This is a genomic window from Burkholderia sp. MSMB0856, assembly GCF_001524645.2.
In the GTDB taxonomy this organism is placed as follows: domain Bacteria; phylum Pseudomonadota; class Gammaproteobacteria; order Burkholderiales; family Burkholderiaceae; genus Burkholderia; species Burkholderia diffusa.
Window position 1 is genome coordinate 2951021 of sequence record NZ_CP013427.1, and the last position, 24115, is coordinate 2975135.

The window sequence follows — 24115 nt, forward strand, 5'->3', positions numbered from 1 at the left end:
CAGACCGATTGCCATGGAGAGAACGATGCTGAGTCCGCATGAATTCGCCACGCTACTGCTTGTGAAGGACGCCCCTGACCAGGGCGACATGGATCGGGATGAACTCGACGCGCTGCTCGAACAGCAGCTCGTGCGGCTGGAAGGCCTGGGATCGGGACGCAAATACTGCGTGACCGAGACCGGCGACGCCGCGCTGCGATCCATCAAATACCGTTATTCCTGAAGCTCCGCTGTTCCTGACCTGAGCGCGCCGGCCGGATTTCCGGCCGCGCCGCTTTTCCGGTTTTCCCGCCTACCGCAGCTTTGCCGCGTCAGCCGCCGCGCAGCGTCGGATCGACCGCGGCCCGCCAGCTGACGGCCTGCGCGCGTGCACCGTTGAAATAGGCGACCCAACCGGCGCGCCCCGCCGCGTCGGGTGCCGCGTAGTGCGTTGAAAGTTCGTTTACGAACGCGCAATAGTTCGCCTGCGTCAGCCCGCGATACCGTTTCGCCACGTACGCGTCGTACAGCGTCGCGTAGACCGGCTGCGCGTCCGCGCCCCAGTCGCGCGCGGTGCCGCCGCACGACGTCTGCAGGTCGACGAACGACGGCGCACGCCAATTGCCGGCCAGCGGCGGCATACCGGCGCTGCACCCTGCCAGAACGACGGCGCACGCACCGGCCCACATCCCAATACGCATGATTCACCTCGCGAAACGGTCGATTCCGCCAGTATCGTCCGGGATCGCGCCGCGCGCTACTGGCCCCGCTTTTTCGAACTTTACTTTTTCGATTTCGTTCGTTAAATTTCGAATTCGAACATTTCGTGTTCGCCCATTTCCATCAGACGATAAGGACAGCAGGTGACCCAACCGAATCGCTACGATCTGCTCGTCGTCGGCGGCGGCATCAACGGCGCGGGCATCGCGCGCGATGCGGCCGGCCGCGGCCTGTCGGTGCTGCTCTGCGAGCAGGACGACCTCGCGTCGCACACGTCGTCGTCCAGCACGAAGCTGATTCACGGCGGCCTGCGCTACCTCGAATACAACGAATTCGGCCTCGTCCGCAAAGCGCTGCAGGAGCGTGAAACGCTGCTGCGCGCGGCGCCGCACATCATGTGGCCGCTGCGCTTCGTGATGCCCCACATGCCGAACCTGCGGCCGGCCTGGCTGATCCGCATCGGCCTGTTCCTCTACGATCACCTCGCGAAACGCGAACTGCTGCCCGGCTCGCGCGGCATCGACATGCGCCGCCATGCGGCCGGCGCACCGCTGATCGACTCCATCAAGCGCGGCTTCGTCTATTCGGACGGCTGGGTCGACGACGCGCGACTCGTCGTGCTGAACGCGCTCGATGCGAAGGAGCGCGGCGCCGAGATCCTCACGCGCACGAAGCTCGTGTCGGCGGAACGCCGCGGCGACGAATGGGAAGCTCGGCTGCGGCACGCGGACGGCTCGATCCGCGTCGTGCATGCGCGCGCGGTCGCGAACGCGGCCGGCCCGTGGGTCGGCGAGGTGCTGCACGGCGCGCTCGGCCGCGGCGCGCAACACAGCGTGCGGCTCGTGAAAGGCAGCCACATCATCACGCGCCGCCTGTTCGATCACGATCACGCGTACATCTTCCAGAACCCGGACAAGCGGATCATCTTCGCGATTCCGTACGAGCACGACTTCACGCTGATCGGCACGACCGACGTCGAATACACGAACGATCCCGCGAAGGTCGCGATCGATCGCGACGAGACGCAGTATCTGTGCGATTCGATCAACCGCTACTTCAAGCGCAAGATCTCGCCCGCCGACGTGCACTGGACCTATTCGGGCGTGCGTCCGCTGCTCGAGGACGAAAACGCGGCGAACGCGTCGGCCGTCACGCGCGACTACCGCCTCGAGATGGACGACGGCGCCGGCGCGCCGCTGCTGTCGGTGTTCGGCGGCAAGATCACGACCTTCCGCAAGCTCGCGGAAGAAGCCGGCGACCTGCTGTGCAGCGCGCTCGGCCGCGAGGCGAAAACCTGGACGGCCGGCGCGCCGCTGCCCGGCGGCGACATCGCGAACGCGAAGTTCGACGTGTTCGCCGACGCGTTCGCGAAGCGCCATCCGTGGCTGCCCGCCGCGCTCGCGCGCCGCTACGCGCGCGCATACGGCACGCGCGCGGAACGCGTGGTCGACGGCGCGACGTCGCTCGCGGACCTCGGCGCGGAAATCGCGCCGGGCATCCACGACGCCGAACTGCGCTACCTGCGCGACGTCGAATGGGCGACCTGCGCGCAGGACGTGCTGTGGCGCCGCTCGAAGCTCGGCCTGCACGTCACGCCAGGCACGCTCGACGCGGTGACCGCCGCGGTCGACGCGTGGTTCGCCGCCGTGCACGCGCCGCACGCGTGATGCGTTTGCAGTTGCAATTGTCTGACCGACGTTGATTCACCGACGCGCCGCGTAACATGCGGCGCGCATCACAACTACGCCAATCCACGGATGGAGATGAGAGACATGCAGGATCAGTACATCCTCGCGCTTGACCAGGGCACGACGAGCTCCCGCGCGATGCTGTTCGATCGCCAGGGCAACATCGTATCGATCGCCCAGAAGGAATTCGAACAGATCTACCCGCAACCCGGCTGGGTCGAGCACGACCCTCAGGAAATCTGGTCGACGCAAGCGGGCGTCGCCGCCGAAGCGGTCACGCGCACGGGCCTGAACGGCACGTCGATCGCCGCGATCGGCATCACCAACCAGCGCGAGACGACGATCGTCTGGGATCGCGAGACGGGCCAGCCCGTCTACAACGCGATCGTGTGGCAGGACCGCCGCACCGCCGACTTCTGCGATTCGCTGAAGAAGCAGGGCCTCGAAGCGAAGGTGCGCGCGAAGACCGGCCTGCCGATCGACTCGTACTTCTCCGCGACCAAGATCCGCTGGATCCTCGACAACGTGCCGGGCGCGCGCGACAAGGCGCGCCAAGGCAAGCTCGCCTTCGGCACCGTCGACAGCTGGCTCGTGTGGAACTTCACGAAGCACGAACTGCACGTGACCGACGTGACCAACGCGTCGCGCACGATGCTGTTCAACATCCACACGCGCGAGTGGGACAGCGAGCTGCTCGAGCTGCTCGACATCCCGCGCAGCATGCTGCCGGAAGTGAAGGCGTCGTCGGAAATCTACGGCCATACGAAGACCACGGTGTTCGCGTCGAAGATCCCGCTCGCGGGCATCGCCGGTGACCAGCACGCCGCGCTGTTCGGCCAGATGTGCACGACGTCGGGCATGGTGAAGAACACCTACGGCACCGGCTGCTTCCTGATGATGAACACCGGCGACAAGCCGATCGAGTCGAAGAACAACCTCGTCACGACGATCGCCTGGCAGATCGGCGACGACGTGCAGTACGCGCTCGAAGGCAGCATCTTCATCGCGGGCGCGGTCGTGCAGTGGCTGCGCGACGGCGTCGGCATCATCAAGACGGCCGCCGAGATCGAAGCGCTCGCCGCGAGCGTGCCGCATACCGACGGCGTCTATCTCGTGCCGGCGTTCGCGGGCCTCGGCGCGCCGCACTGGAATGCGCGGGCGCGCGGTTCGGTGTTCGGCGTCACGCGCGGCACGACGTCCGCGCACCTCGCGCGCGCGGCGCTCGACGCGATCGCTTACCAGTCGCTCGACGTGCTGGCCGCGATGGAAGCCGACTCCGGCATCAGCATCGGCGAGCTGCGCGTCGACGGTGGCGCAAGCGCGAACAATCTGCTGATGCAGTTCCAGGCCGACCTGCTCGGCGTCGACGCGGTGCGTCCGCAGATCACCGAGACGACCGCGCTCGGCGCGGCCTACCTCGCGGGCCTCGCGATCGGCTACTGGAAGAACCTCGACGAAGTGCGCAGCCAGTGGCAGCTCGATCGCCGCTTCTCGCCGTCGATGCCGAAGGAGCAGGTCGAGCGCTGCATGGCCGGCTGGCAACGCGCGGTGCGCGCCGCCAAGGCGTGGGCCGACGACACGCAGTAACCCGCAGCAGCCGAAACCAGAAGCAATCCGAACGAAATAAAACAACACCGGCGGACCGCGCGGCGCGCGAGTCCGCCGTCATCTACGAGAGACAACATGTCACCTTACATTGCGGAATTCATCGGCACGGCGATCCTCGTGCTGCTCGGCAACGGCGCGGTCGCCAACGTGCTGCTTGCGAAGACCAAGGGCAAAGGCGCGGACCTCATCGTGATCGTCATGGGCTGGGCGATGGCGGTGTTCGTCGCCGTCTACGTGACCGCGTCGTTCAGCGGCGCGCACCTGAACCCGATCGTCACGATCAGCCTCGCGCTCGCAGGCAAGTTCGCGTGGTCGAAGGTCGGCGGCTACATCCTCGCGCAGATGCTCGGCGGGATGGCCGGCGCGCTGCTCGTGTGGCTCGCATATCGCCAGCACTTCGCGAAGGAAGTCGATGCGGACCTGAAGCTCGCGGTGTTCTGCACGGCGCCCGCCATCCGCAGCACCACGCACAACGTGCTGACCGAAGCGATCTGCACGTTCGTGCTGATCCTCGGCGTGCTGTACCTCGCGTCGCCGCAGGTCGGTCTCGGCGCGCTCGACGCGCTGCCCGTCGGCCTGCTCGTGCTCGGCATCGGCATCTCGCTCGGCGGCCCGACCGGCTATGCGATGAGCCCGGCGCGCGACCTGTCGCCGCGCATCATGCACGCGCTGCTGCCGATTCCCGGCAAGCGCGACAGCGACTGGCGCTATGCGTGGGTGCCGGTGATCGGCCCGCTGCTCGGCGGCGCCGCGGCGGCCGGCCTGTACCTGCGTCTGCACGCGATGGCCTGATCGCGGTTTCGATCGAGCTTGAGCCTGGGCGCGCGGCCGCGGTTGCCGCGCGCTTCCGCCCTCCCCTTTCGTCACACGAGCGACGACGAGCCCGCCTCGCTCGCGCCGGCCGAGGCCGCAACGGCGCGTCGGCGCATCGGCAAACGGAGGGCGTAGCGGGGACCGGACGCAGGCGCCAAGCGGTTCGCGGCGCACCTTCGAAAGCACGTATCATGGCGGGATGCTCGGCGTCGCCGACACCCCGCTTCTTCACCATCATGCTCGATCACCTTATCTGCGACTGCGACGGCGTCCTCGTCGACAGCGAAGTCATTGCCGACCGCGTGCTGTTCGACACGCTGTCCGCCACCTTCCCTCACCTCGATTTCGAAGAGGCTGCGAAGTCCGCCTTCGGCCAGCAGACCTCGCGCTTTCTCGCCGGGCTCGAAGCGCATTTCGGCATCCGGATGCCCGACAACTTCATCGAAACCGTCGAGCGCAACATCGAGACCGGTCTCGCACAATCGCTCGCGCCGATCACCGGCGTGCGCGACGCGCTGCTGAAGGTCGGCCTGCCGGCCGCGGTGGTATCGAACAGCCGGCTCGTACGCGTGCGCAGCTCGCTGAAGCGCGCCTCGCTCACCGAAATCTTCGGCGATCGTGTGTTCAGCTCCGAGCAGGTCGCACGACCGAAGCCCTACCCCGACGTGTACCTGCATGCCGCGCGGACGCTCGGCGTCGCGCCGGCGCGCTGCGTCGTCGTCGAGGACAGCGTGTCGGGCCTGAACGCCGCGCGCGCGGCGGGCATGAAGACGATCGCGTTCGTCGGCGCGAGCCACATCCCCGACAACTACGCGGACGCGCTGCGCGCGATGGGCATCACGCGGATCATGCGCAGGATGGATGAACTGCCGGCGCTCGTCGCGGCCGGCCTGCGCGGCGAATTCGGCGACGTGCAGTCCTGACGGACGGCCGCGCCGGATCGCCATGACCGGCGTGCGGCTCGATGCGCACGCCGTCCCGCGGGCGCATCGGCGCGCCCGCTACACCTGCCGTCAGGCCGGCTCGCAGCAGCGCTCGCGCACGGCCGCCAGCGCCTCGCGGAATTCGACGAGCTCCGCGATCGTCAGCATCGGCAACCCGTGCTGCCGCGCGAAACGCTCGACGTCGTCGCCGCGCGTCATCGTGCCGTCCGGATTCATCAGCTCGCACAGCACGCCCGCCGGCTTCAGGCCAGCGAGGATCGACAGATCGACCGTCCCTTCGGTGTGACCGCGGCGCGCCAGCACGCCGCCGGGTTGCGCACGCAACGGAAACACGTGGCCGGGGCGCACGATGTCGTACGGCTTCGCATCGTCGGCGATCGCCGCGCGAATCGTCGTCACGCGGTCGGCCGCGGACACGCCGGTATGCACGCCTTCGCGTGCCTCGATCGACACGGTGAACGCGGTGCCGTTGCGGCTCTCGTTGGTCTGCACCATCGGCGGCAGCTCGAGCGCGCGGACCTTGTCGTCGGTCAGGCACAGGCACACGATGCCGCTGCACTCGCGGATCAGGAGCGCCATCGTCTCGGGCGTGATGCGCTCGGCGGCGACGATCAAGTCGGCCTCGTTTTCACGGTCGTGATCGTCCTGCAACACGACCGCGCGGCCCGCGCGCAACGCGTCGAGCGCAGCGGCGATGCGCGGCGGCACCGGTTCGGAATCGAGCAACGGGAGATCGGCAAAGGCGTCGGCGGGTGCCGACGAAACGGACATGAAGGACATGTGAAACGCTCCTCGCAATTACGATTTGGGCGAAAAACGTTTCAGGGCATTGCAAACAGACAGAACGACAACCCGCTTCGCACGCATGGCAAAGCGGCCCTGACGGACATGACTATCTGCACATCTTCTCTCATCCGGACTATGACCGTCGGCTCTGGCATTCGACCAGATCTGCTGACCCCGCGCGGATGCGCGGGCGCTCGCGGGCTCGCCGGCTTTCGCCAGCCTACCGCCGGTGGGGAATTTCGCCCCGCCCTGAAGACGCACTGATTACCGGCCGGGGTCTACCCCGGAACCGGCGGGCCAAGCATACATCAGCCGCGCGCACCGCGCAGCGAACCACACCTAAAACCTTACTGACGACTCCGTCTAACGGCATCGTCCGAACGGCCGGCACCCGGACTGCGCGCCGTCCCGAACGGAACCGGCGCCGGCCCGGCGACCCGCGCTCAGCCGGCCGCGTGCGCGGCGTCGGGCACGAGCCAGCGCGGCGGCACCTCCGGGCTCACCGTCACGCGGAACGCGCGCGCCTCGCTGTCGCCGGGATTGCGCAGGCTGTACGGCTGGTCGGCGTCGAACACGATTGCATCGCCGGTCGCGAGCAGCTGGCGCCGATCGTGCACGCTGACTTCGAGCGTGCCTTCGCTGACGACCAGGTTGACCGTCGTGCCGGGCGCGCGGCGCGTGCCGGGTTCCGTGTGCAGCGGCGCGATCCGCAACTCGTGGAATTCGGCCGCGGCCGGCTCGCCCTCCGGATACAGCGCGCGCGCCGAGAAGCGGCCGTTCGAACTGACGACGCGCGCCGCGCGCTCGGCCGCCAGGTGCTCGAAGCCGTTCACCGCGTGACGGCGCAGGAATGCGGCCACCGATACCTTCAGCGCCGCGGCGATCTTGCAGAGCACCTTGATCGACGGCACGCTGCGCGCGGATTCGATCTGCGCGAGCATCGCGCGCGACACGCCGGACAACCGCGCGAGCGCATCGAGCGACAACTGCCGCTCGGCGCGCAAGCGCGCGAGATTCACGCCGACGACCTGCTCGAGGACGTCGAGCGACGCGGACGTCCGCGCGTCGGCGGCATTGCCGGACTCGAAGGAAGACACGTCGCGCACCAGCGCCAGGGGTGAAGACATAGCATGGCCTCCGGGCCGCCGCGCGGCCCTGCGAATGGGGTAAGCCGAAATCGGGTTGCGCCACGAACGGCGCGTATCGAGACGCTATCACCCGGCCCCACCCCGGCAAACGAAGTTATCTTCACACCGTTATCAGCATCGCGGAGGAATGCGTTTCTCGCGAACCTTTTCCTGTCGCCATAGCGCCGGCACGCCGCCGCCCGGTGCTCCGCTCAATGCGCGGCCGGTGCCGCGCCGCGCGCCGGAGCGCGCGCATCGAGCCGCATCGCGAACCACGTGACGACGAGCGCCGCGAACGTCACCGCGACGGCGACCCACGGCAACGCATCAAGCGCGAAGCCGTGCCCCAGCGCGAGGCCGCCGAGCCACGCGCCGCCCGCGTTGCCGACGTTGAATGCGCCGATGTTCAGCGTCGACGCGAGATGCGGCGCGCTCGCGGCCTTTTCGACCACGCGCGCCTGCAGCGGCGGCACCGTCGCGAACGCGGCGATCCCCCAGACGAATACGGTCACCGCGGCCGCGACCGGCAGGTGGCTCGTCTTCGCGAACACGGCCATCACGGCCATCAGCGCGACCAGGATCGCGATCAGCGACGGCATCAGCGCGCGGTCGGCGAGCCTGCCGCCGAGCGTGTTGCCGACCGTCAGCCCCGCGCCGAACAGCACGAGGATCAGTGCGACCGCACGCGGCGAAAAACCGGTGACGGTTTCGAGGATCGGCGCGATGTACGTGAACACGACGAACACGCCGCCGAAACCAAGCACGGTCATCAGGAGCGCGAGCCAGACCTGCGGCTCCTTGAGCACCCGCACTTCGTGGCCGAGGCCGACGGGCCCGCTGTCGTGGCGGTTCGGCACCAGCAGCGCGACGCCGCCGAGCGACAGCACGCCGAGCGCGGCGACGATCCAGAACGACGCGCGCCAGCCGAGCAGCTGGCCGACGAACGTGCCGAACGGCACGCCGAGCACGTTCGACAGCGTGAGGCCCGTGAACATCAGCGCGATCGCGCTCGCGCGCTTGTCAGCCTGCACGAGCGACGCGGCCACCACCGCGCCGATCCCGAAGAACGAGCCGTGCGCGAACGACGTGACGACACGTGCGACCATCAGCATCGCGTAGCCGGACGCGGTCGCGCACAGCACGTTGCCGACGATGAAGATCGCCATCAGCAGCTGCAGCGCGGCCTTGCGCGGCATGCGGCTCGTCAGCACCGCGAGCAGCGGCGCGCCGACCGCGACGCCGAGCGCGTAGCCCGTGACCAGCAGGCCGGCCGACGGCAGCGACACGGCGAGGTCGTGCGCGACTTCGGGCAGGAGTCCCATGATGATGAATTCGGTGGTGCCGATGGCGAAGGCGCTGATCGCGAGCGCCAGTAATGGAATGGGCATGACGTTCTCCGAAAAGGCGGCGGACGCGGCATCCGGTCCGTACCGCACCGCACAAGAAGCGGGATGTGCGCGCATTGTCCCGAATACGCCTATCTTTGATAATTGGCGCGGCATTTGAACCATTTTCAAAAAATTCTGGAAAATCCGATGGATCGACTGGGCGACATCCGGCTGTTCGTCGAGGCGGCGGAACTGGGCAGCCTGTCCGCGGCGGGGCGCAAGCTGAACCTCACGCCGGCCGCCGCGAGCGCGCGCCTCGCGAAGCTCGAGGCGAAGGTCGCGACGCGGCTGTTCGAGCGCTCGACGCGGCAGCTGCGCCTCACCGACGAAGGCCGGCTCTACCTGAACTGCTGCCGGCAGGCGCTGCAGGCGCTCGACGACGCGCACGCGCTGCTGCAGGAAGGCCGCAACGTGGTGGCCGGCAAGGTGCGGCTGTCGTCGACGTCCGATTTCGGCCGCAACCAGCTGCTCGACTGGCTCGACGAATTCACCACGCTGCATCCGGGCGTCACCTTCTCGCTGACGGCGTCCGATTCGTCGTCGAACCTGTGGCAGGACGAGATCGACCTCGCGATCCGCTTCGCCGCCCCGCCCGACGGCGCGCTGATCGCACGCCGGCTCGCCGCGAACCGGCGCGTGCTGTGCGCGGCGCCGTCGTTCGTCGAGCGCCATGGCGTGCCGGCCGATCCGCGCGATCTGGCTCGTTTTCCCTGCAACGTGATCACGATCGCGTCGGGCCCGATGAACACGTGGCGCTTCACGCGCGGAGACGAGGTGCAGACCCACACGGTGCCGGTGTCGACCGCGTTCGAGACCAACGACGGCGGCCTCACCCGCGAATGGACGCTGCGCGGCCACGGCATCGCGCTGAAGTCGCTGTGGGACATCGCCGACGACGTGCGCGCCGGCCGGCTGCGCGTGCTGCTGCCCGACTGGCGGCACCAGGACGCGCCGCTGCACGCGCTCTATCACGGCAAGCGCTACATGGCGCCGCGCGTGCGCGTGCTGCTCGACTTCCTCGCCGAACGCTTCGCGCGCGAGGAAGCGGCGCTCGACGACCTGCTGAACGCGTGCCGCTGAGGCCTGCCGCGCCGCCATATCGGGGTCGGAGCGCCACGCCGGCGTCGCGCGGCCGCAACCCGCGGCCCGCCCGCGACGGCGCGTAAAGCTATAATGGAAAGCTTTCCCGACGGCTTTTCACGCATTCGCGAGGTTTCGCGACATGCCCGCTCGACGCGCGCCGCGCGCCCCGGTCCGCCACGCGGCACCGGCATGAGCCGCTGCACCGGCAGCAGCCGTCCCGATTCACCCTTGACGACGCCCCCAGGTCAACCACTGCGAACGGCGAATCCCCATGACCAAGAAAGTTTACGTAAAGACCTTCGGCTGCCAGATGAACGAGTACGACTCGGACAAGATGGTGGACGTGCTCAATGCGGCCGAAGGCCTCGAAAAGACCGATACCCCGGAAGACGCGGACATCATCCTGTTCAACACGTGCTCGGTGCGTGAGAAGGCGCAGGAAAAGGTGTTCTCCGACCTCGGCCGCGTGCGCGAGCTGAAGGAAGCGAAGCCGGGCCTGCTGATCGGCGTCGGCGGCTGCGTCGCCAGCCAGGAAGGCGCGTCGATCGTGTCGCGCGCGCCGTACGTCGACCTCGTGTTCGGCCCGCAGACCTTGCACCGCCTGCCGCAGATGATCGACGCGCGCCGTGAAAGCGGCCGCGCGCAGGTCGACATCACGTTCCCCGAGATCGAGAAGTTCGACCACCTGCCGCCCGCACGCGTCGAGGGGCCGAGCGCGTTCGTATCGATCATGGAAGGCTGCTCGAAGTACTGCAGCTACTGCGTCGTGCCGTACACGCGCGGCGACGAAGTGTCGCGTCCGCTCGACGACGTGCTGACCGAAGTGGCCGGCCTCGCCGACCAAGGCGTGCGCGAAGTCACGCTGCTCGGCCAGAACGTGAACGCGTATCGCGGCGCGCTGACGGCCGGTTCGACCGAAATCGCCGATTTCGCGACGCTGATCGAGTACGTCGCCGACATCCCCGGCATCGAGCGGATCCGCTACACGACGTCGCATCCGAAGGAATTCACGCAGCGCCTGATCGACACCTACGCCAAGGTGCCGAAGCTCGTGAGCCACCTGCACCTGCCCGTCCAGCACGGCTCCGACCGCATCCTGATGGCGATGAAGCGCGGCTACACCGTCCTTGAATACAAGTCGGTGATCCGCAAGCTGCGCGCGATCCGCCCGGACCTGTCGCTGTCGACCGACATGATCGTCGGCTTCCCCGGCGAGACCGAGGAGGATTTCGACAAGATGATGGCGCTCGTGCACGAGATGAGCTACGACACCAGCTTCTCGTTCATCTACAGCCCGCGCCCCGGCACGCCGGCCGCGAACCTGCACGACGACACGCCGCGCGAGGTCAAGCTCAAACGCCTGCAACATCTGCAGGCGACCATCGAGGAAAACGTCGCGCGCATCAGCCAGTCGATGGTCGGGAAGGTCGAGCGGATCCTCGTCGAGGGCCCGTCGCGCAAGGATCCGAACGAACTGTCGGGCCGCACCGAGAACAACCGGGTCGTGAATTTCCCGGCGCCGCTCGCATCGCACCCGCGCCTGATCGGCCAGATGATCGACGTGAAGATCAACCATGCGTACCCGCACTCGCTGCGCGGCGAGCTGCTGCTCGTGAGCGACGACGCGAGCGCGGCCACCCACTGACCGACTGACGTTCAACAGGAGCCCGACGCTACTTTGAAGACCGTCCAAGCACTGGAATTCACCGCGCCGCGCGACGACAACGCGCGCCTCGCCAACCTCTGCGGCCCGCTCGACGAGAACCTGCGGCAGATCGAACAGGCGCTCGACGTCACGCTCGCGCGGCGCGGCCACCGGATCACGATCCGCGGGCGCGGCGCGAAGCTCGCGCTCGCGGCGCTCGAGAACTTCTACAACCGCGCGCGCGATCCGCTGTCGGTCGACGATATCCAGCTCGCGCTGGTCGAAGTGCGTCACACGTCCGGCAACGGCCGCCAGGATACGATCGACGTGCGCTTTCGCGGCGATCCCGACCATCCGTTCGACGAGCCCGTCGTGCAGCTCGACGCGGACATGCCGGACGAAGAACCCGCGCCGAAGCTTTATACGCGGCGCGCCGACCTGCGCGGCCGCACGCCCGCGCAGCGCGAATACCTGAAGCAGATCCTGTCGCATGACGTGACGTTCGGCATCGGGCCAGCCGGCACCGGCAAGACCTACCTCGCGGTTGCGTGCGCGGTCGACGCACTGGAGCGCGACCAGGTCAAGCGGATCGTGCTGACGCGCCCGGCCGTCGAGGCCGGCGAACGGCTCGGCTTCCTGCCGGGCGATCTCGCGCAGAAGGTCGACCCGTACCTGCGGCCGCTGTACGACGCGCTGTACGACCTGCTCGGCTTCGACAAGACCGCGAAGATGTTTGAGCGCCAGATGATCGAGATCGCGCCGCTCGCGTACATGCGCGGCCGCACGCTGAACCACGCGTTCATCATCCTCGACGAGGCGCAGAACACGACGCCCGAGCAGATGAAGATGTTCCTCACGCGGATCGGCTTCGGCTCGAAGGCCGTCGTCACCGGCGACACGAGCCAGGTCGACCTGCCGCGCGGGCACAAGAGCGGCCTCGTCGAGGCGCAGCAGGTGCTCGGCGGCGTGCGCGGCATCGCGCTCACGCGCTTCACGAGCGCGGACGTCGTGCGGCATCCGCTCGTCGCCCGCATCGTCGAAGCGTACGACGACTTCCACGCGCAGCACCGGGACGCGTAACGAACCGGCGGCGCCCGCGCGCCGCACCGGCCGACGGCCCGGGCCGCCCGACGGCGCGCCGGGCCTTTTTTCGCTTGGGCACGGCCGGTTCGAATTCGGGAGCGATCGGCCGTTTGGTGTATCCTCAACGCGTTCCAATCGCCGCACCCGTCATGAAATCTTCCCGTTCTCGCAAGTCCGGGCGCGACCAGTCCGCCGCGCCCGATTTCCCCCGTCTCTCGCTGTTCGATGCGAAGGGCAAGGCCCGAACCGTCAGCGCGCAAGGGCTTCGAATCGACTTCCCCGACGGCCGCAGCCTGATGTTCGACCTGTCGGGCAGTTCCGGCGAGGCCGCCGTCGCGATCGTCGCGCAGCACAACGATCCGGCGATGCGCGCGAAGCTCGCGCTGCAGCCCGAGCACTACGACAGCGTGACGCTGCACGTGGGCGCCGAACCCGCGCCGCTCGACGAGGAACTCGCGGAAATGGCGAACGAGGTGCGCGAGCTGGAGCTCGACCTGTCCGTGCAGTACGGTGACGAAATCACCGGCGACATCCGCAAGACGCTTCCCAAGCGCAAGCTGATCGCCGAATGGATCGAACCGGCGCTGTTCGCGAGCGCGCAGCTCACCGTGCGCTTCGTCGGCGAGGAAGAAGGCCGCACGCTGAACGCCGGCTACCGCCACAAGGACTACCCGACCAACGTGCTGACCTTCGCGTACGACCCGGCGCCCGACGGCACCGTGATCGGCGACCTCGTGCTGTGCTGCCCGGTCGTCGAGAAGGAAGCGCACGACCAGGGCAAGCCGCTCGCGGCCCACTACGCGCACCTGCTGGTGCACGGCGCGCTGCACGCGCAGGGCTACGATCACGAGACGAGCGACGAGGACGCCGCCGAAATGGAAGCGCTCGAAGTCGACATCCTCGCGAAACTGGGCTTTCCGAACCCGTACCAGTAAAGTCGTCCGCACCATGCACCACGCCGCGATGCTGCCGCCCGCCTACCCGCCGTCGATCGGCGAGGGACGGCTACTGACGGAAGACGAGCTCGCCGCGTCGCTCGCGCACACGATGCGCGACTGGGACGGCCGGCAGGATCTCTGGCTGTTCGGCTATGGCTCGCTGATCTGGAACCCCGGGCTGCCGACCGTCGCCGCCGTGCGCGGCAAGGTGCACGGCTATCATCGCGGGCTCTACCTGTGGTCGCGCGTGAACCGCGGCACGCCCGAACGGCCGGGCCTCGTGCTCGCGCTCGATCGCGGCGGCTCGTGCTCGGGCATCGCATTCCGGCTCGCGGGCCCGACCGCGCAACCGCATCTCGAGACGTTGTGGAAACGCGAAATGCCGATGGGGTCGTACCGGCCCGCGTGGCTGCCGTGCTCGCTCGAGACCGGCGAACGCGTGAACGCACTCGCGTTCGTGATGCGCCGCGACGTACCCACATACACCGGCAAGCTGAGCGACCCCGTCGTCAAGGAAGTGTTCAGCTGCGCGGCCGGCCGCTACGGCACGACGCTCGACTACGTGAGCCGCACGGTGGACGCGCTGCGCGCGAGCGGCATCCCCGATCGCGCGCTGGAAGGGCTGCTCGCGCGATGCCGGTGAGGCTCGACCAGCCGGCCCGCGCCGCTCGTGCACGCGAAGGAGGCTCCGCGCTCATGAAACCGTCACGCAAATCGCGCATCACGCTGGCCGTGCTGCTCGTCGCCGCGAGCGTCGCGCTGTCCGGCTGCGGCATCCTCGGCTGCGGCGGCGCCGCGACCAACGGCGCGGCCGCCGGCGGCTGCTCTGCCGGCATGCGCTTCTGAGGGTCCGAATGTCGGCCCGGCGTGTCCCGCACGCGACGAAATGCCGCTGACGCCGGCAGCCCGGCAGGTCGCCCCCCGCTTTTTTGCCGCCGCTGCCCCGCCGCGCCTTTCTGAGATAGGATGGAGACAAAGGACGGCGCCGCGCCCGGCGCGGCCGTTCCCGAGCGGGGCTCGCGCGCACCGCATGCCCTGGCCGGACGGCCGGTGTGACACGGCCGCGCCATGCCCTTGGTGTATCCTTGCCTACTCCGTGACCGCGCGCTCCGGCATGACCCGGGCGCACCACCATGAACGATTCGTATCCCAGTCGTAAGCTCACCGACAAACCGCAAGAAAAGCGCTCGCTGCTCGAGCGCCTGACCGACTTCATCTCGCCCGAGCCGGAATCCCGGACCGAGCTGCTGGAAATCCTCCAGGACGCCCACGAACGCAACCTGATCGACGCCGATTCGCTGTCGATGATCGAAGGCGTGTTCCAGGTGTCCGACCTGTGCGCCCGCGACATCATGGTGCCGCGCGCGCAGATGGACGCGATCAACATCGCCGACAAGCCCGAAGACTTCATCCCGTTCGTCCTCGAGAAGGCGCACTCGCGTTACCCCGTGTACGAGGAGAACCGCGACAACGTCATCGGCGTGCTGCTCGCGAAGGACCTGCTGCGCTTCTATGCCGAAGAGGAATTCGACGTGCGCGGGATGCTGCGTCCCGCCGTATTCATTCCCGAATCGAAGCGCCTGAACGTGCTGCTGCACGACTTCCGCGTGAACCGCAACCACCTCGCGATCGTCGTCGACGAATACGGCGGCGTCGCGGGCCTGATCACGATCGAGGACGTGCTCGAGCAGATCGTCGGCGACATCGAGGACGAATACGACTTCGACGAGGAAGCCGGCAACATCATCTCGGGACCGGACGGCCGCTACCGCGTGCGCGCCCTCACCGAGATCGAACAGTTCAACGAAACGTTCGGCACCGACTTCCCCGACGACGAGGTCGACACGATCGGCGGGCTGATCACCCATCACTTCGGCCGCGTGCCGCACCGCGGCGAGAAGCTGCAGCTCGGCAACCTCGTGTTCGAGATCCAGCGCGGCGATGCGCGCCAGGTCCACGTGCTGCTGGTGCGCCGCAACCCGCTCGCGAGCCGCCGCGCCGAAACCTCGCACGAGGACTGACCGTCTCGCGCCGGCCGCGTCTCCTTCAACCGCTCGCCCTTTTTCGCTTCACATGGACGATCCGATCCCGTCCCGCCCGGCTGGCGGCCTTTTTGCGCCGGCCCCCGGCCGCACGCTGCCGCGCTGGCACTATCCGGCCGCACTGCTCGCCGGCGCGGCCAATACGCTCAGCTTCGCACCGACCCCGCACGGCGGCTGGCTGCAGCTCGCCGTATTCGTCTGGTTTTTCGCGCAGCTGACGCGCACGTCGAGCTGGCGCGGCGCCGCGCTCACCGGCGGCGCGTTCGGCTTCGGCAACTTCATCAGCGGCATCTGGTGGCTGTACATCAGCATGCACGTGTACGGCGAAATGGCCGCGCCGCTCGCGGGCGGCGCGCTGGTGCTGTTCTCGCTTTACCTGTCGCTGTACCCGGCGTTCTCGGCGGGGCTCTGGTCGTTCTGCGCGGGCCATGCGTGGCATCGCCGCGAACCCGATCCGCGGCCGTTCTCGCCGACCTGGCACGGCGCGTTCGCCTTCGCGAGCGCATGGGCGCTCGGCGAATGGCTGCGCGGCACCGTGTTTACCGGCTTTCCGTGGCTCGCGAGCGGCTATCCGCAGGTCGATGGCCCGTTCGCGGGCTTCGCACCGGTCGTCGGCGTGTACGGGATCGCATGGGTGCTCGCGCTGTTCGCCGCGCTGGTCGTGCAGGCGCTCGTCGCCGCGCGCCGGTCGCCCGCATCCGAATCCGGCGGCGCCAGCAATGCGCGCGTGCGCGTCGTCGCGCCGGCCGGCATCGCCGTCGCGCTCGTCGCGGCCGGCATCGGGCTGTCGCAGGCCACGTGGACCGTGCCCGCGAACGCGCCGCTCACGGTGCGGCTGCTGCAGGGCAACGTGAAGCAGGACATCAAGTTCGAGCAGGAAGGCATCGACGCGGCGATCAAGATGTACACGCAGATGATCGTCGAGAAGCCGGCCGACCTGATCGTCACGCCGGAGACCGCGATCGCGGTGATGATCCAGGAGCTGCCCGAGCCGTTCGCCGTCGCGATCCGCAAGTTCAGCGACACGACGGGCTCGGCCGTGCTGTTCGGCGCGGTCGGCGCGTCGGTGACGCCGGACGGTCATTACGTCGACTACACGAACAGCCTGTACGGCGTGACGCCGCATTCGCGCGACATCTATCACTACGACAAGCACCATCTCGTGCCCTTCGGCGAATTCATTCCGTGGGGCTTCCGTTGGTTCGTCGACCTGATGAAGATGCCGCTCGGCGACTTCGCGCGCGGCGCGCCGGTGCAGAAGCCGTTCCTCGTGCACAACCAGCCGGTGATGGCCGACATCTGCTACGAGGACTTGTTCGGCGAGGAAATCGCCGCGACGATCCGCGACAACCCGCAACCGCCCGGCGTGCTCGTCAACGTGACGAACCTCGCGTGGTTCGGCGACACGATCGCGCTCGACCAGCATCTGCAGATCGCGCGGATGCGCGCGCTCGAAACGGGCCGGCCGATGCTGCGCTCGACCAACACGGGGATGACGGCCGCGATCGACGCGCACGGCCGCGTGCTCGGCCAGCTGAAGCCGTTCACGATCGGCTCGCTCGACGTGCGCATCGAAGGCACGAGCGGCTTCACGCCTTACGTGACGAGCGGCAACAACATCGTGCTCGCGGTGTCGCTGGTGCTGCTCGCGTTCGGCTTCACGTTCGGGCCGGGCCTGCGCCGCCGCAACGGCGCAAAGGCCGGCGACGACCGCGACGCCTGACGCATCGGGCGGCCGTCGCACGCGGTGGGGCGGCCGCTCAGCCGCTCCGCTGCGCATCCGCGGCCAGGCCGCGCAGATCCCGCCCGAGCGCTTCCATCACCGGCGCCCATGCGCCGAACGTCGGCTGGCGGTACAGCGTCGCGGTCGGATACCACGGGCTGTCGGTGCGCTCGAGCAGCCACGGCCAGTGCGGATTCACGTCGAGCAGCGCCCAGGTGCGCGCGCCGAGCGCGCCCGACAGGTGCGCCACCGACGTGCACACCGTGATCACCAGATCCAGCGCGCCGATGAACGCGGCGGTATCGTCGAAACTCTTCAGTTCGGCGGTGAAGTCCTCGATCGCGAAACCGGCCGCGCGCGCCGCGGCGACATCCGCGTTCGCTCCCGGTTGCAGCGAATGGAACGCGACGCCGTCGATACCGCGAAACGCATCGGCATAGCGTTCGAGCCCGACGCGCCGGAACGGATTGCGCTGGTGCCCCGCGCTGCCCGTCCACACGAGCCCGACCTTCAGCCGGCCGTCGCCCGCGAGCCGCGCCCGCCATGCATCGCGCGCGTGCGGATCGGCATGCAGGTACGGCACCGACGCGCCGAGCGTCGACGTCTCCATCCCGAGCATCAGCGGCAGGCCGATGAGCGGCACTTCGTAGTCGAAGGCAGGCAGCTCGTCGACGCCGCCGCCCGCGCTGAATGCGTCCGCATGCGAGCCGAGGCTGCGCCGCATCAACGTGCCCACTTGCGGAAACGTGTTCCACGCGAGCCGGCCGCCCTCGCGGTGCACGCGCTCCGCGAGTGGCACGACGAAGCGCGCGAACTGCAGCACGTCGCCGAGCCCCTGCTCGCCCCAGACGAGCAGCGTCTTGCCCGCGAGCGGCTCGCCCTGCCAGCGCGGGCCGGGCAGCGCCGGCCGGCGGCCGCGCAGCTCGCCGGCGCCGTCCCAGCGTGCCTCGTGGCCGCGCCAGCCGGCCGCGTAGTTGCCGCGCACGAGCTGGATGATCGCGAGGTTGAAACGGAACGACGCGTCGTCGGGCGCCAGTTCGCACGCGCGCGCCGCGTAGCGCTCGGCGTCGTCCCAGCGCTGCGCCTCCTTCATCGCCATCGCGATGTTGTTCAGCGCGAGCGCATTGTCGGGCGCGATCTCCGCAAGCCGTGCCGCACCGGCGAGCGCGCCGTCGAGGTCGAGCGTCGCGAGCCGCGCGACGATCAGGTTGATCCACGCCTGCACGTCGTGCGGGTCGGCTTCCACGGCTGCGTCGAGCAGCGCGATTTCCTCGCGGCGGTCGCCGCCCGACAGCCGCAGCGCGATCGCCAGGTTGTTTCGCAGCGACGGCCAGCGCGGATCGAGCGCATAGGCGGCGCGGTACGGCGCGACGGCCTCCGCGTGACGGCCGAGCATCTGCAGTGCGTAGCCGTGATTGAAACGGGCACCGGCGTCCGGATGAATGCGCACCGCGCACTCGGCCAGCGCGAGCGCGTCGGCCGTGCGCTGCCGCGCGACGAGCGTCACGGTCAGCTGCGAGAGCGCAGCCGTGTCGACCGCGTGCAGATGGCCGGCGGCGGCGAGCCAAAGTGCGTGCGCGCCGTGCTCGCCGCGCGCTTGCGCGTCGGCGGCCTGCCCGAGCAGCGCGAGCAGCGGCGGCATCAGCGGAATGAGGAGGTCGTTCGAATCGTCCATGCGGTCCGGAGTGGAAAATCGGTCGCGCGGCAGGCGTCGCGCGCACTTCGATACGCGCATCTTAACGCCCGCGCAACGCGGCGCGGCAGGCGGCGCCACAAGCGCATCGCAACGCCGCCGGCCCGACGCACCGCGATACCGGCAACCCGCGCACAGGCTGCGCACGGCTCGCCGAAACACCGCCGGCAGCCCCTTCGTCCGCGTTTCGGCCGCATCCGCCCGCCGATCCGGTAAAATTGCACGTTTCAGCACACTAACAAGCCGCGCCGCCGCGCGAGCCGACCCTCCGGGCCCCGCCCGGAGCGCCGCCCGCAACGGAGCGCCAGCGCCACGAAGGCTCTTCATGCTTACGTTTCAGCAAATCATCCTGACGCTGCAGTCCTACTGGGACAAGCAGGGTTGCGCCCTGCTCCAGCCCATCGACATGGAAGTCGGCGCGGGCACGTCGCACGTTCACACGTTCCTGCGCGCGGTCGGCCCCGAGCCGTGGCGCGCCGCCTACGTGCAGCCGTCGCGCCGCCCGAAGGACGGCCGCTACGGCGAGAACCCGAACCGCCTGCAGCATTACTACCAGTACCAGGTCGTGCTCAAGCCGGCGCCGGAAAACATCCTCGACCTGTACCTCGGCTCGCTGGAAGCGCTCGGCTTCGACCTGAAGCAGAACGACGTGCGCTTCGTCGAAGACGACTGGGAGAACCCGACGCTCGGCGCATGGGGCCTCGGCTGGGAAGTGTGGCTGAACGGGATGGAAGTCACGCAGTTCACGTATTTCCAGCAGGTCGGCGGCCTCGACTGCAAGCCCGTGCTCGGCGAGATCACCTACGGCCTCGAGCGCCTCGCGATGTACCTGCAGAAGGTCGAGAACGTGTACGACCTCGTGTGGACCGAGTGGGAAGAGCAGGGCCCGAACGGCCCCGAGCTGCGCCGCCTGTCGTACGGCGACGTCTACCACCAGAACGAGGTCGAGCAGTCGACCTACAACTTCGAGCACGCGAACGTCGAGCTGCTGTTCACGTTCTTCAACAGCTACGAAGCGGAAGCGAAGAAGATGATCGACGCGCAGCTCGCGCTGCCCGCGTACGAACTCGTGCTGAAGGCCGGCCACACGTTCAACCTGCTCGACGCGCGCGGTGCGATCTCGGTGACGGAACGTGCGGCGTACATCGGCCGCATCCGCGCGCTGTCGCGTCTCGTCGCGCAGGCTTACTACGACTCGCGCGAGAAGCTCGGCTTCCCGATGCTCGGCAACCCGCCGGGCGTGCCGGGCCTCACCACCGACGCCCAGGACGCCGCCCAGCCGGCATGGGCGCCGCCGCTCAAGGTCGAACGCAAGATCGATCAGGACTGACGAGACGAGATTTATTCCAGACATGACGCACAATCATCCCGCCCCCCTGCTCGTCGAACTGCTGACCGAAGAGCTGCCGCCGAAGGCCCTCGCGCGCCTCGGCGACGCATTCGCCGAAGGTCTCGCGCAACGCCTCGCGGCGCGCGACCTCGTCGAAGGCGACCTCGTATTCGAACGCTACGCCACGCCGCGCCGCCTCGCGGTCGTCGTGCAGAACGTGCGCGCCGTCGCACCGGAAAAGCAGGTCCGCGAAAAGGTCCTGCCCGTGTCGGTCGCGCTCGACGCCGAAGGCAAGCCGACCGCCCCGCTCGCGAAGAAGCTCGCGGCGCTCGGCCATCCGAACCTGTCGATCGCCGATCTCGAGCGCGCGCAGGACGGCAAGGCCGAAGCGTTCTTCGTCAACTACTCGGCCGCCGGCGTGACGCTCGCCGACGGGCTGCAGGCCGCGCTCGACGAAACGCTCGAGAAGCTGCCGATCCCGAAGGTCATGACCTACCAGCGCCCGGACGGCTCGGACGTGAAGTTCGTGCGCCCGGTGCACCGCCTGACCGTGCTGCACGACGATCGGATCGTGCCCGTCACGGCGTTCGGCGTCGACGCCGGCGACACCACGCTCGGCCACCGCTTCCTGTCCGACGGCCTCGTCGCGATCCAGCACGCACGCGCGTATGCCGACACGCTGCGCGACAAGGGCCGCGTGATCGCGCACTTCGCCGATCGGCGCGAAACGATCCGCACGCAGCTGAACGAGCACGCGAACGGCGACACCGTTGTGATGCCCGAGTCGCTGCTCGACGAAGTGACATCGCTGGTCGAATGGCCGGTCGTCTATCCGTGCCGCTTCGAGGACGAATTCCTGCAGGTTCCGCAGGAATGCCTGATCCTCACGATGCAGACGAACCAGAAGTATTTCGCGCTGACCGACATCGCCGGCAAGCTGCGCTCGCGCTTCCTGATCGTGTCGAACATCGAGACGAAGACGCCGGGTGAGATCGTCGAGGGCAACGAGCGCGTCGTGCGCCCGCGCCTCGCCGACGCAAAGTTCTTCTTCGAGCAGGACAAGAAGAAGCCGCTCGCCGACCGCGTGCCGCTGCTCGCGAACGTCGTCTATCACAACAAGCTCGGTTCGGCGCTCGCGCGCGTCGAGCGCCTCGAAGCGCTGGCCGGCGAGATCGCGCCCGCGATCGGCGCCGACGCCGCGCACGCGAAGCGCGCCGCGCGCCTCGCGAAGGCCGACCTGCTGACCGACATGGTCGGCGAGTTCCCGGAACTGCAGGGCACGATGGGCACGTACTACGCGCGCCACGACGGTGAACCCGACGACGTCGCGCTCGCCTGCGCCGAGCACTACCAGCCGCGCTTCTCCGGCGACGCGCTGCCGACCACGCCGGTGTCCACCGCCGTCGCGCTGGCCGACAAGCTCGAGACGATCGTCGGCATCTGGGGCATCGGCCTCGCGCCGACCGGCGAGAAGGATCCGTTCGCGCTGCGCCGTCACGCGCTCGGCGTGCTGCGCCTGCTGGTCGAGAAGCAGCTGCCGCTCGATCTCGTGTCGCTGCTGCGCACGGCCCACGCACGCTTCGAAGGCGTGCCGGGCGTCGCGGAATCGACCGACGCGATCCTCGCGTTCTTCATGGACCGCCTGCGCGGCCTGCTGCGCGAGCGCGGCTACACGGCCGGCGAAGTCGACGCGGTGCTGAGCCTGAACCCGACGCGCGTCGACGATCTCGTCGCGCGCCTCGACGCGGTGCGCGAATTCACGCGCCTCGCGGAAGCCGAAGCGCTCGCGGCCGCGAACAAGCGGATCTCGAACATCCTGAAGAAGTCGGAAGGCGGCGCGAACGGTGCCGTGCAGCCGACGCTGCTCGTCGAGGCCGCCGAAAAGGCGCTGCACGAACAGCTCGCGGCCGTGACGCCGCACGTGCAGTCGCAGCTCGAGGCGCGTGCGTACACGGGCGCGCTGTCGGCGCTCGCCGCGCTGCGCGCGCCGGTCGACACGTTCTTCAACGACGTGATGGTCAACGCCGAGGACCCCGCGCTGCGCGCGAACCGTCTCGCGCTGCTGTCCGCGCTGCATCAGCAGATGAACTGCGTCGCCGACATCTCGAAGCTCGCCGCATAAGGGCCGAACGATGCCGACCAGCCCCAACCGCAAGCTCGTCGTCCTCGACCGGGACGGCGTGATCAACGTCGATTCTGACGCGTTCATCAAGACGCCCGACGAGTGGATCGCGCTACCCGGCAGCCTCGAGGCGATCGCACGACTCAACCACGCGGGCTATCGCGTGGTCGTCGCGACCAACCAGTCCGGCATCGGCCGCGGGCTGTTCGACATGGCCGCGCTCAACGCGATGCACCTGAAGATGCATCGCGCGGCGGCCGCCGTCGGCGCGCGCATCGACGCGGTGTTCTTCTGCCCGCACGTGTCGGAAGACCACTGCGACTGCCGCAAGCCGAAGCCCGGCATGATGCAGATGATCGCGGAGCGCTTCGAGGTCGACCCCGGTCACACGCCGGCCGTCGGCGATTCGCTGCGCGACCTGCAGGCCGGCGTCGCGGTCGGCTTCAAGCCGCACCTCGTGCTGACCGGCAAGGGCAAGAAGACGCTCGCCGCGGGCAATCTACCGGACGGCACGAAGGTCCACGACGACCTGCGCGCATTCGCGCTCGACTTCCTTTCACACGAACACGAGTGATGCGGCCGCCGCGCGCATCCTCCCTACTGTCAGACCCACGCCGATGCGCTTCGTCCGCTCCCTGCTGCTGCTGATCTACTTCATCGTGTACACGGTGCCTTACGCCACCGCGTGCTTTATCGCGTTCCCGTTCATGCGTCCCGACGCGCGCTACTGGATGGCGGCCGGCTGGTGCAAGTCGACGCTGTGGGTCGTGCGCTGGCTGAACGGCATCCGCTACCGGATCGAAGGGATGGAAAACCTGCCCGACGGCCCGGCCGTGCTGCTGTCGAAGCACCAGTCGGCGTGGGAGACGCTTGCGTTTCCGGCGCTGATGCCGAAGCCGCTCTGCTACGTGTTCAAGCGCGAATTGCTGTACGTGCCGTTCTTCGGCTGGGCGCTCGGGCTGCTGCACATGGTCAACATCAACCGGAAGGAAGGCAAGAACGCGTTCGCGTCGGTGATCCGTCAGGGCAAGAAGCGCCTGTCGGAAGGCGCCTGGATGATCATGTTCCCGGAAGGCACGCGCACGCCGGTCGGCAAGCAGGGCAAGTACAAGACGGGCGGCGCGCGCTTCGCGATCGAAACCGGCACGCCGGTCGTGCCGATCGCGCACAATGCAGGTCGCGTGTGGCCGCGCAATTCGTTCACGAAATTCCCGGGCGTCGTCACCGTGTCGATCGGCAAGCCGATTCCCGTCGACGGCAAGACGCCCGACGTATTGAACTCGCAGGTCGAAGCATGGATCGAAGCGGAAATGCGCCGCATCGATCCCGATGCCTATCGCCAGCCGGGCAATGCCGGCGCGCGCGATGCCGCGCGCGTCTGAATCACCCGGATTGCAGCCGTT

At 68.6% G+C, this 24115-nt stretch carries 23 protein-coding genes and 1 riboswitch; of the genes, 18 read left to right on the top strand and 5 right to left on the bottom strand.

The features are described 5' to 3' along the window. Nucleotides 1-25 precede the first annotated feature (25 nt). On the top strand, nt 26-223 hold the full coding sequence (locus WS87_RS15005; RefSeq protein WP_040144790.1) for a hypothetical protein: 198 nt from the start codon (nt 26-28) through the stop codon (nt 221-223). Between the two features lie 88 nt (nt 224-311). On the opposite strand, the gene WS87_RS15010 is transcribed toward WS87_RS15005, so the two are convergent. Further along, nucleotides 312-680, bottom strand: a complete 369-nt coding sequence (locus tag WS87_RS15010; RefSeq protein ID WP_059820372.1) for a hypothetical protein — start codon at nt 678-680, stop codon at nt 312-314. A 162-nt stretch (nt 681-842) separates the two neighbouring features. On the opposite strand from WS87_RS15010, the gene glpD reads away from it, so the two are divergent. The 4 genes from glpD (at nt 843) to WS87_RS15030 (ending at nt 5731) form a co-directional block, all read left to right on the top strand. Next, the gene (glpD, locus tag WS87_RS15015; protein ID WP_059690638.1) at nt 843-2366 is read left to right on the top strand and encodes a glycerol-3-phosphate dehydrogenase; all 1524 of its coding nucleotides are present in this window, start codon (nt 843-845) and stop codon (nt 2364-2366) included. Nucleotides 2367-2471: 105 nt separating this feature from the next. Next, complete coding sequence (gene glpK, locus WS87_RS15020; protein WP_059465737.1) at nt 2472-3974, top strand: glycerol kinase GlpK; 1503 nt, start codon at nt 2472-2474, stop codon at nt 3972-3974. A 96-nt stretch (nt 3975-4070) separates the two neighbouring features. Further along, the gene (locus tag WS87_RS15025) at nt 4071-4787 is read left to right on the top strand and encodes an MIP/aquaporin family protein (protein WP_059820373.1); all 717 of its coding nucleotides are present in this window, start codon (nt 4071-4073) and stop codon (nt 4785-4787) included. Nucleotides 4788-5044: 257 nt separating this feature from the next. Continuing rightward, nucleotides 5045-5731, top strand: coding sequence for an HAD family hydrolase (locus WS87_RS15030; protein WP_059528111.1), 687 nt, complete (start codon nt 5045-5047; stop codon nt 5729-5731). 90 nt (nt 5732-5821) lie between these two features. Here the strand turns inward: WS87_RS15030 and ribB are convergent, their stop codons facing one another. From ribB to WS87_RS15045, 3 genes are all read right to left on the bottom strand, one after another. Then, on the bottom strand, nt 5822-6532 hold the full coding sequence (ribB, locus tag WS87_RS15035) for a 3,4-dihydroxy-2-butanone-4-phosphate synthase (RefSeq protein ID WP_059690639.1): 711 nt from the start codon (nt 6530-6532) through the stop codon (nt 5822-5824). A 118-nt stretch (nt 6533-6650) separates the two neighbouring features. Beyond that, nucleotides 6651-6799: riboswitch (FMN riboswitch) on the bottom strand. A gap of 182 nt (nt 6800-6981) precedes the next feature. Next, nucleotides 6982-7665: a helix-turn-helix domain-containing protein gene (locus tag WS87_RS15040; RefSeq protein ID WP_059465738.1), complete on the bottom strand. Its 684-nt coding sequence runs from the start codon at nt 7663-7665 to the stop codon at nt 6982-6984. Between the two features lie 212 nt (nt 7666-7877). Then, nucleotides 7878-9053 (bottom strand): MFS transporter, encoded by a 1176-nt coding sequence (locus WS87_RS15045; protein ID WP_059820374.1) that lies wholly within the window; start codon nt 9051-9053, stop codon nt 7878-7880. Between WS87_RS15045 and WS87_RS33905 the strand changes: the two genes are divergently transcribed. The 9 genes from WS87_RS33905 to lnt all read left to right on the top strand — a co-directional run bounded on the left by WS87_RS33905 (nt 8986) and on the right by lnt (nt 17567). Continuing rightward, on the top strand, nt 8986-9171 hold the full coding sequence (locus tag WS87_RS33905; protein ID WP_162499717.1) for a hypothetical protein: 186 nt from the start codon (nt 8986-8988) through the stop codon (nt 9169-9171). The two genes, WS87_RS15045 and WS87_RS33905, sit on opposite strands and share 68 nt — an antisense overlap. A gap of 29 nt (nt 9172-9200) precedes the next feature. Further along, entirely contained in the window at nt 9201-10133 is a 933-nt protein-coding gene (locus tag WS87_RS15050) for a LysR family transcriptional regulator (RefSeq protein WP_059820375.1), read from the top strand. Between the two features lie 274 nt (nt 10134-10407). Further along, nucleotides 10408-11781, top strand: coding sequence for a tRNA (N6-isopentenyl adenosine(37)-C2)-methylthiotransferase MiaB (gene miaB, locus WS87_RS15055; protein WP_059528119.1), 1374 nt, complete (start codon nt 10408-10410; stop codon nt 11779-11781). Between the two features lie 33 nt (nt 11782-11814). Beyond that, entirely contained in the window at nt 11815-12861 is a 1047-nt protein-coding gene (locus WS87_RS15060) for a PhoH family protein (RefSeq protein WP_059820376.1), read from the top strand. A 152-nt stretch (nt 12862-13013) separates the two neighbouring features. Next, nucleotides 13014-13799: an rRNA maturation RNase YbeY gene (ybeY, locus tag WS87_RS15065; RefSeq protein ID WP_059528125.1), complete on the top strand. Its 786-nt coding sequence runs from the start codon at nt 13014-13016 to the stop codon at nt 13797-13799. Nucleotides 13800-13812: 13 nt separating this feature from the next. Continuing rightward, the gene (locus tag WS87_RS15070) at nt 13813-14445 is read left to right on the top strand and encodes a gamma-glutamylcyclotransferase (RefSeq protein ID WP_059701730.1); all 633 of its coding nucleotides are present in this window, start codon (nt 13813-13815) and stop codon (nt 14443-14445) included. 53 nt (nt 14446-14498) lie between these two features. Then, nucleotides 14499-14648 (top strand): hypothetical protein, encoded by a 150-nt coding sequence (locus tag WS87_RS34000; protein ID WP_175910676.1) that lies wholly within the window; start codon nt 14499-14501, stop codon nt 14646-14648. A gap of 287 nt (nt 14649-14935) precedes the next feature. Beyond that, a complete protein-coding gene (locus tag WS87_RS15080; RefSeq protein WP_059447841.1) occupies nt 14936-15823 on the top strand; it encodes an HlyC/CorC family transporter in 888 nt (295 codons plus the stop codon). Nucleotides 15824-15875: 52 nt separating this feature from the next. After that, a complete protein-coding gene (lnt, locus tag WS87_RS15085) occupies nt 15876-17567 on the top strand; it encodes an apolipoprotein N-acyltransferase (protein WP_059820378.1) in 1692 nt (563 codons plus the stop codon). Nucleotides 17568-17604: 37 nt separating this feature from the next. Here lnt and WS87_RS15090 read toward each other — a convergent pair whose 3' ends face one another. Next, nucleotides 17605-19242, bottom strand: a complete 1638-nt coding sequence (locus WS87_RS15090) for a tetratricopeptide repeat protein (RefSeq protein WP_059820379.1) — start codon at nt 19240-19242, stop codon at nt 17605-17607. A 343-nt stretch (nt 19243-19585) separates the two neighbouring features. Between WS87_RS15090 and glyQ the strand changes: the two genes are divergently transcribed. Genes glyQ through WS87_RS15110 form a run of 4 tightly spaced genes read left to right on the top strand, consistent with a single transcriptional unit; the run spans nt 19586 to nt 24094 of the window. After that, nucleotides 19586-20590, top strand: a complete 1005-nt coding sequence (gene glyQ / locus WS87_RS15095) for a glycine--tRNA ligase subunit alpha (protein ID WP_082750735.1) — start codon at nt 19586-19588, stop codon at nt 20588-20590. A gap of 22 nt (nt 20591-20612) precedes the next feature. Next, a complete protein-coding gene (glyS, locus tag WS87_RS15100) occupies nt 20613-22712 on the top strand; it encodes a glycine--tRNA ligase subunit beta (RefSeq protein ID WP_059820380.1) in 2100 nt (699 codons plus the stop codon). A 10-nt stretch (nt 22713-22722) separates the two neighbouring features. After that, nucleotides 22723-23286, top strand: coding sequence for a D-glycero-beta-D-manno-heptose 1,7-bisphosphate 7-phosphatase (gene gmhB / locus WS87_RS15105; RefSeq protein WP_059528142.1), 564 nt, complete (start codon nt 22723-22725; stop codon nt 23284-23286). 43 nt (nt 23287-23329) lie between these two features. Then, nucleotides 23330-24094, top strand: a complete 765-nt coding sequence (locus WS87_RS15110; protein ID WP_059528144.1) for a lysophospholipid acyltransferase family protein — start codon at nt 23330-23332, stop codon at nt 24092-24094. The last annotated feature ends 21 nt before the right edge of the window (nt 24095-24115 follow it).

What these genes read in the sequence shown, in the direction of transcription:
- WS87_RS15050 (WP_059820375.1), top strand. Translation starts at nt 9,201, where the DNA reads ATGGATCGACTGGGCGACATCCGGCTGTTCGTCGAGGCGGCGGAACTG.
- gmhB (WP_059528142.1), top strand. Translation starts at nt 22,723, where the DNA reads ATGCCGACCAGCCCCAACCGCAAGCTCGTCGTCCTCGACCGGGACGGC.
- WS87_RS15090 (WP_059820379.1), bottom strand. Translation starts at nt 19,242, where the DNA reads ATGGACGATTCGAACGACCTCCTCATTCCGCTGATGCCGCCGCTGCTC.
- WS87_RS15005 (WP_040144790.1), top strand. Translation starts at nt 26, where the DNA reads ATGCTGAGTCCGCATGAATTCGCCACGCTACTGCTTGTGAAGGACGCC.
- glyQ (WP_082750735.1), top strand. Translation starts at nt 19,586, where the DNA reads ATGCTTACGTTTCAGCAAATCATCCTGACGCTGCAGTCCTACTGGGAC.
- WS87_RS15025 (WP_059820373.1), top strand. Translation starts at nt 4,071, where the DNA reads ATGTCACCTTACATTGCGGAATTCATCGGCACGGCGATCCTCGTGCTG.
- ybeY (WP_059528125.1), top strand. Translation starts at nt 13,014, where the DNA reads ATGAAATCTTCCCGTTCTCGCAAGTCCGGGCGCGACCAGTCCGCCGCG.
- WS87_RS33905 (WP_162499717.1), top strand. Translation starts at nt 8,986, where the DNA reads ATGATGATGAATTCGGTGGTGCCGATGGCGAAGGCGCTGATCGCGAGC.
- glpK (WP_059465737.1), top strand. Translation starts at nt 2,472, where the DNA reads ATGCAGGATCAGTACATCCTCGCGCTTGACCAGGGCACGACGAGCTCC.
- glyS (WP_059820380.1), top strand. Translation starts at nt 20,613, where the DNA reads ATGACGCACAATCATCCCGCCCCCCTGCTCGTCGAACTGCTGACCGAA.
- WS87_RS34000 (WP_175910676.1), top strand. Translation starts at nt 14,499, where the DNA reads ATGAAACCGTCACGCAAATCGCGCATCACGCTGGCCGTGCTGCTCGTC.
- lnt (WP_059820378.1), top strand. Translation starts at nt 15,876, where the DNA reads ATGGACGATCCGATCCCGTCCCGCCCGGCTGGCGGCCTTTTTGCGCCG.
- WS87_RS15080 (WP_059447841.1), top strand. Translation starts at nt 14,936, where the DNA reads ATGAACGATTCGTATCCCAGTCGTAAGCTCACCGACAAACCGCAAGAA.
- miaB (WP_059528119.1), top strand. Translation starts at nt 10,408, where the DNA reads ATGACCAAGAAAGTTTACGTAAAGACCTTCGGCTGCCAGATGAACGAG.
- ribB (WP_059690639.1), bottom strand. Translation starts at nt 6,532, where the DNA reads ATGTCCTTCATGTCCGTTTCGTCGGCACCCGCCGACGCCTTTGCCGAT.
- WS87_RS15070 (WP_059701730.1), top strand. Translation starts at nt 13,813, where the DNA reads ATGCACCACGCCGCGATGCTGCCGCCCGCCTACCCGCCGTCGATCGGC.
- WS87_RS15040 (WP_059465738.1), bottom strand. Translation starts at nt 7,665, where the DNA reads ATGTCTTCACCCCTGGCGCTGGTGCGCGACGTGTCTTCCTTCGAGTCC.
- WS87_RS15030 (WP_059528111.1), top strand. Translation starts at nt 5,045, where the DNA reads ATGCTCGATCACCTTATCTGCGACTGCGACGGCGTCCTCGTCGACAGC.
- WS87_RS15045 (WP_059820374.1), bottom strand. Translation starts at nt 9,053, where the DNA reads ATGCCCATTCCATTACTGGCGCTCGCGATCAGCGCCTTCGCCATCGGC.
- WS87_RS15010 (WP_059820372.1), bottom strand. Translation starts at nt 680, where the DNA reads ATGCGTATTGGGATGTGGGCCGGTGCGTGCGCCGTCGTTCTGGCAGGG.
- WS87_RS15110 (WP_059528144.1), top strand. Translation starts at nt 23,330, where the DNA reads ATGCGCTTCGTCCGCTCCCTGCTGCTGCTGATCTACTTCATCGTGTAC.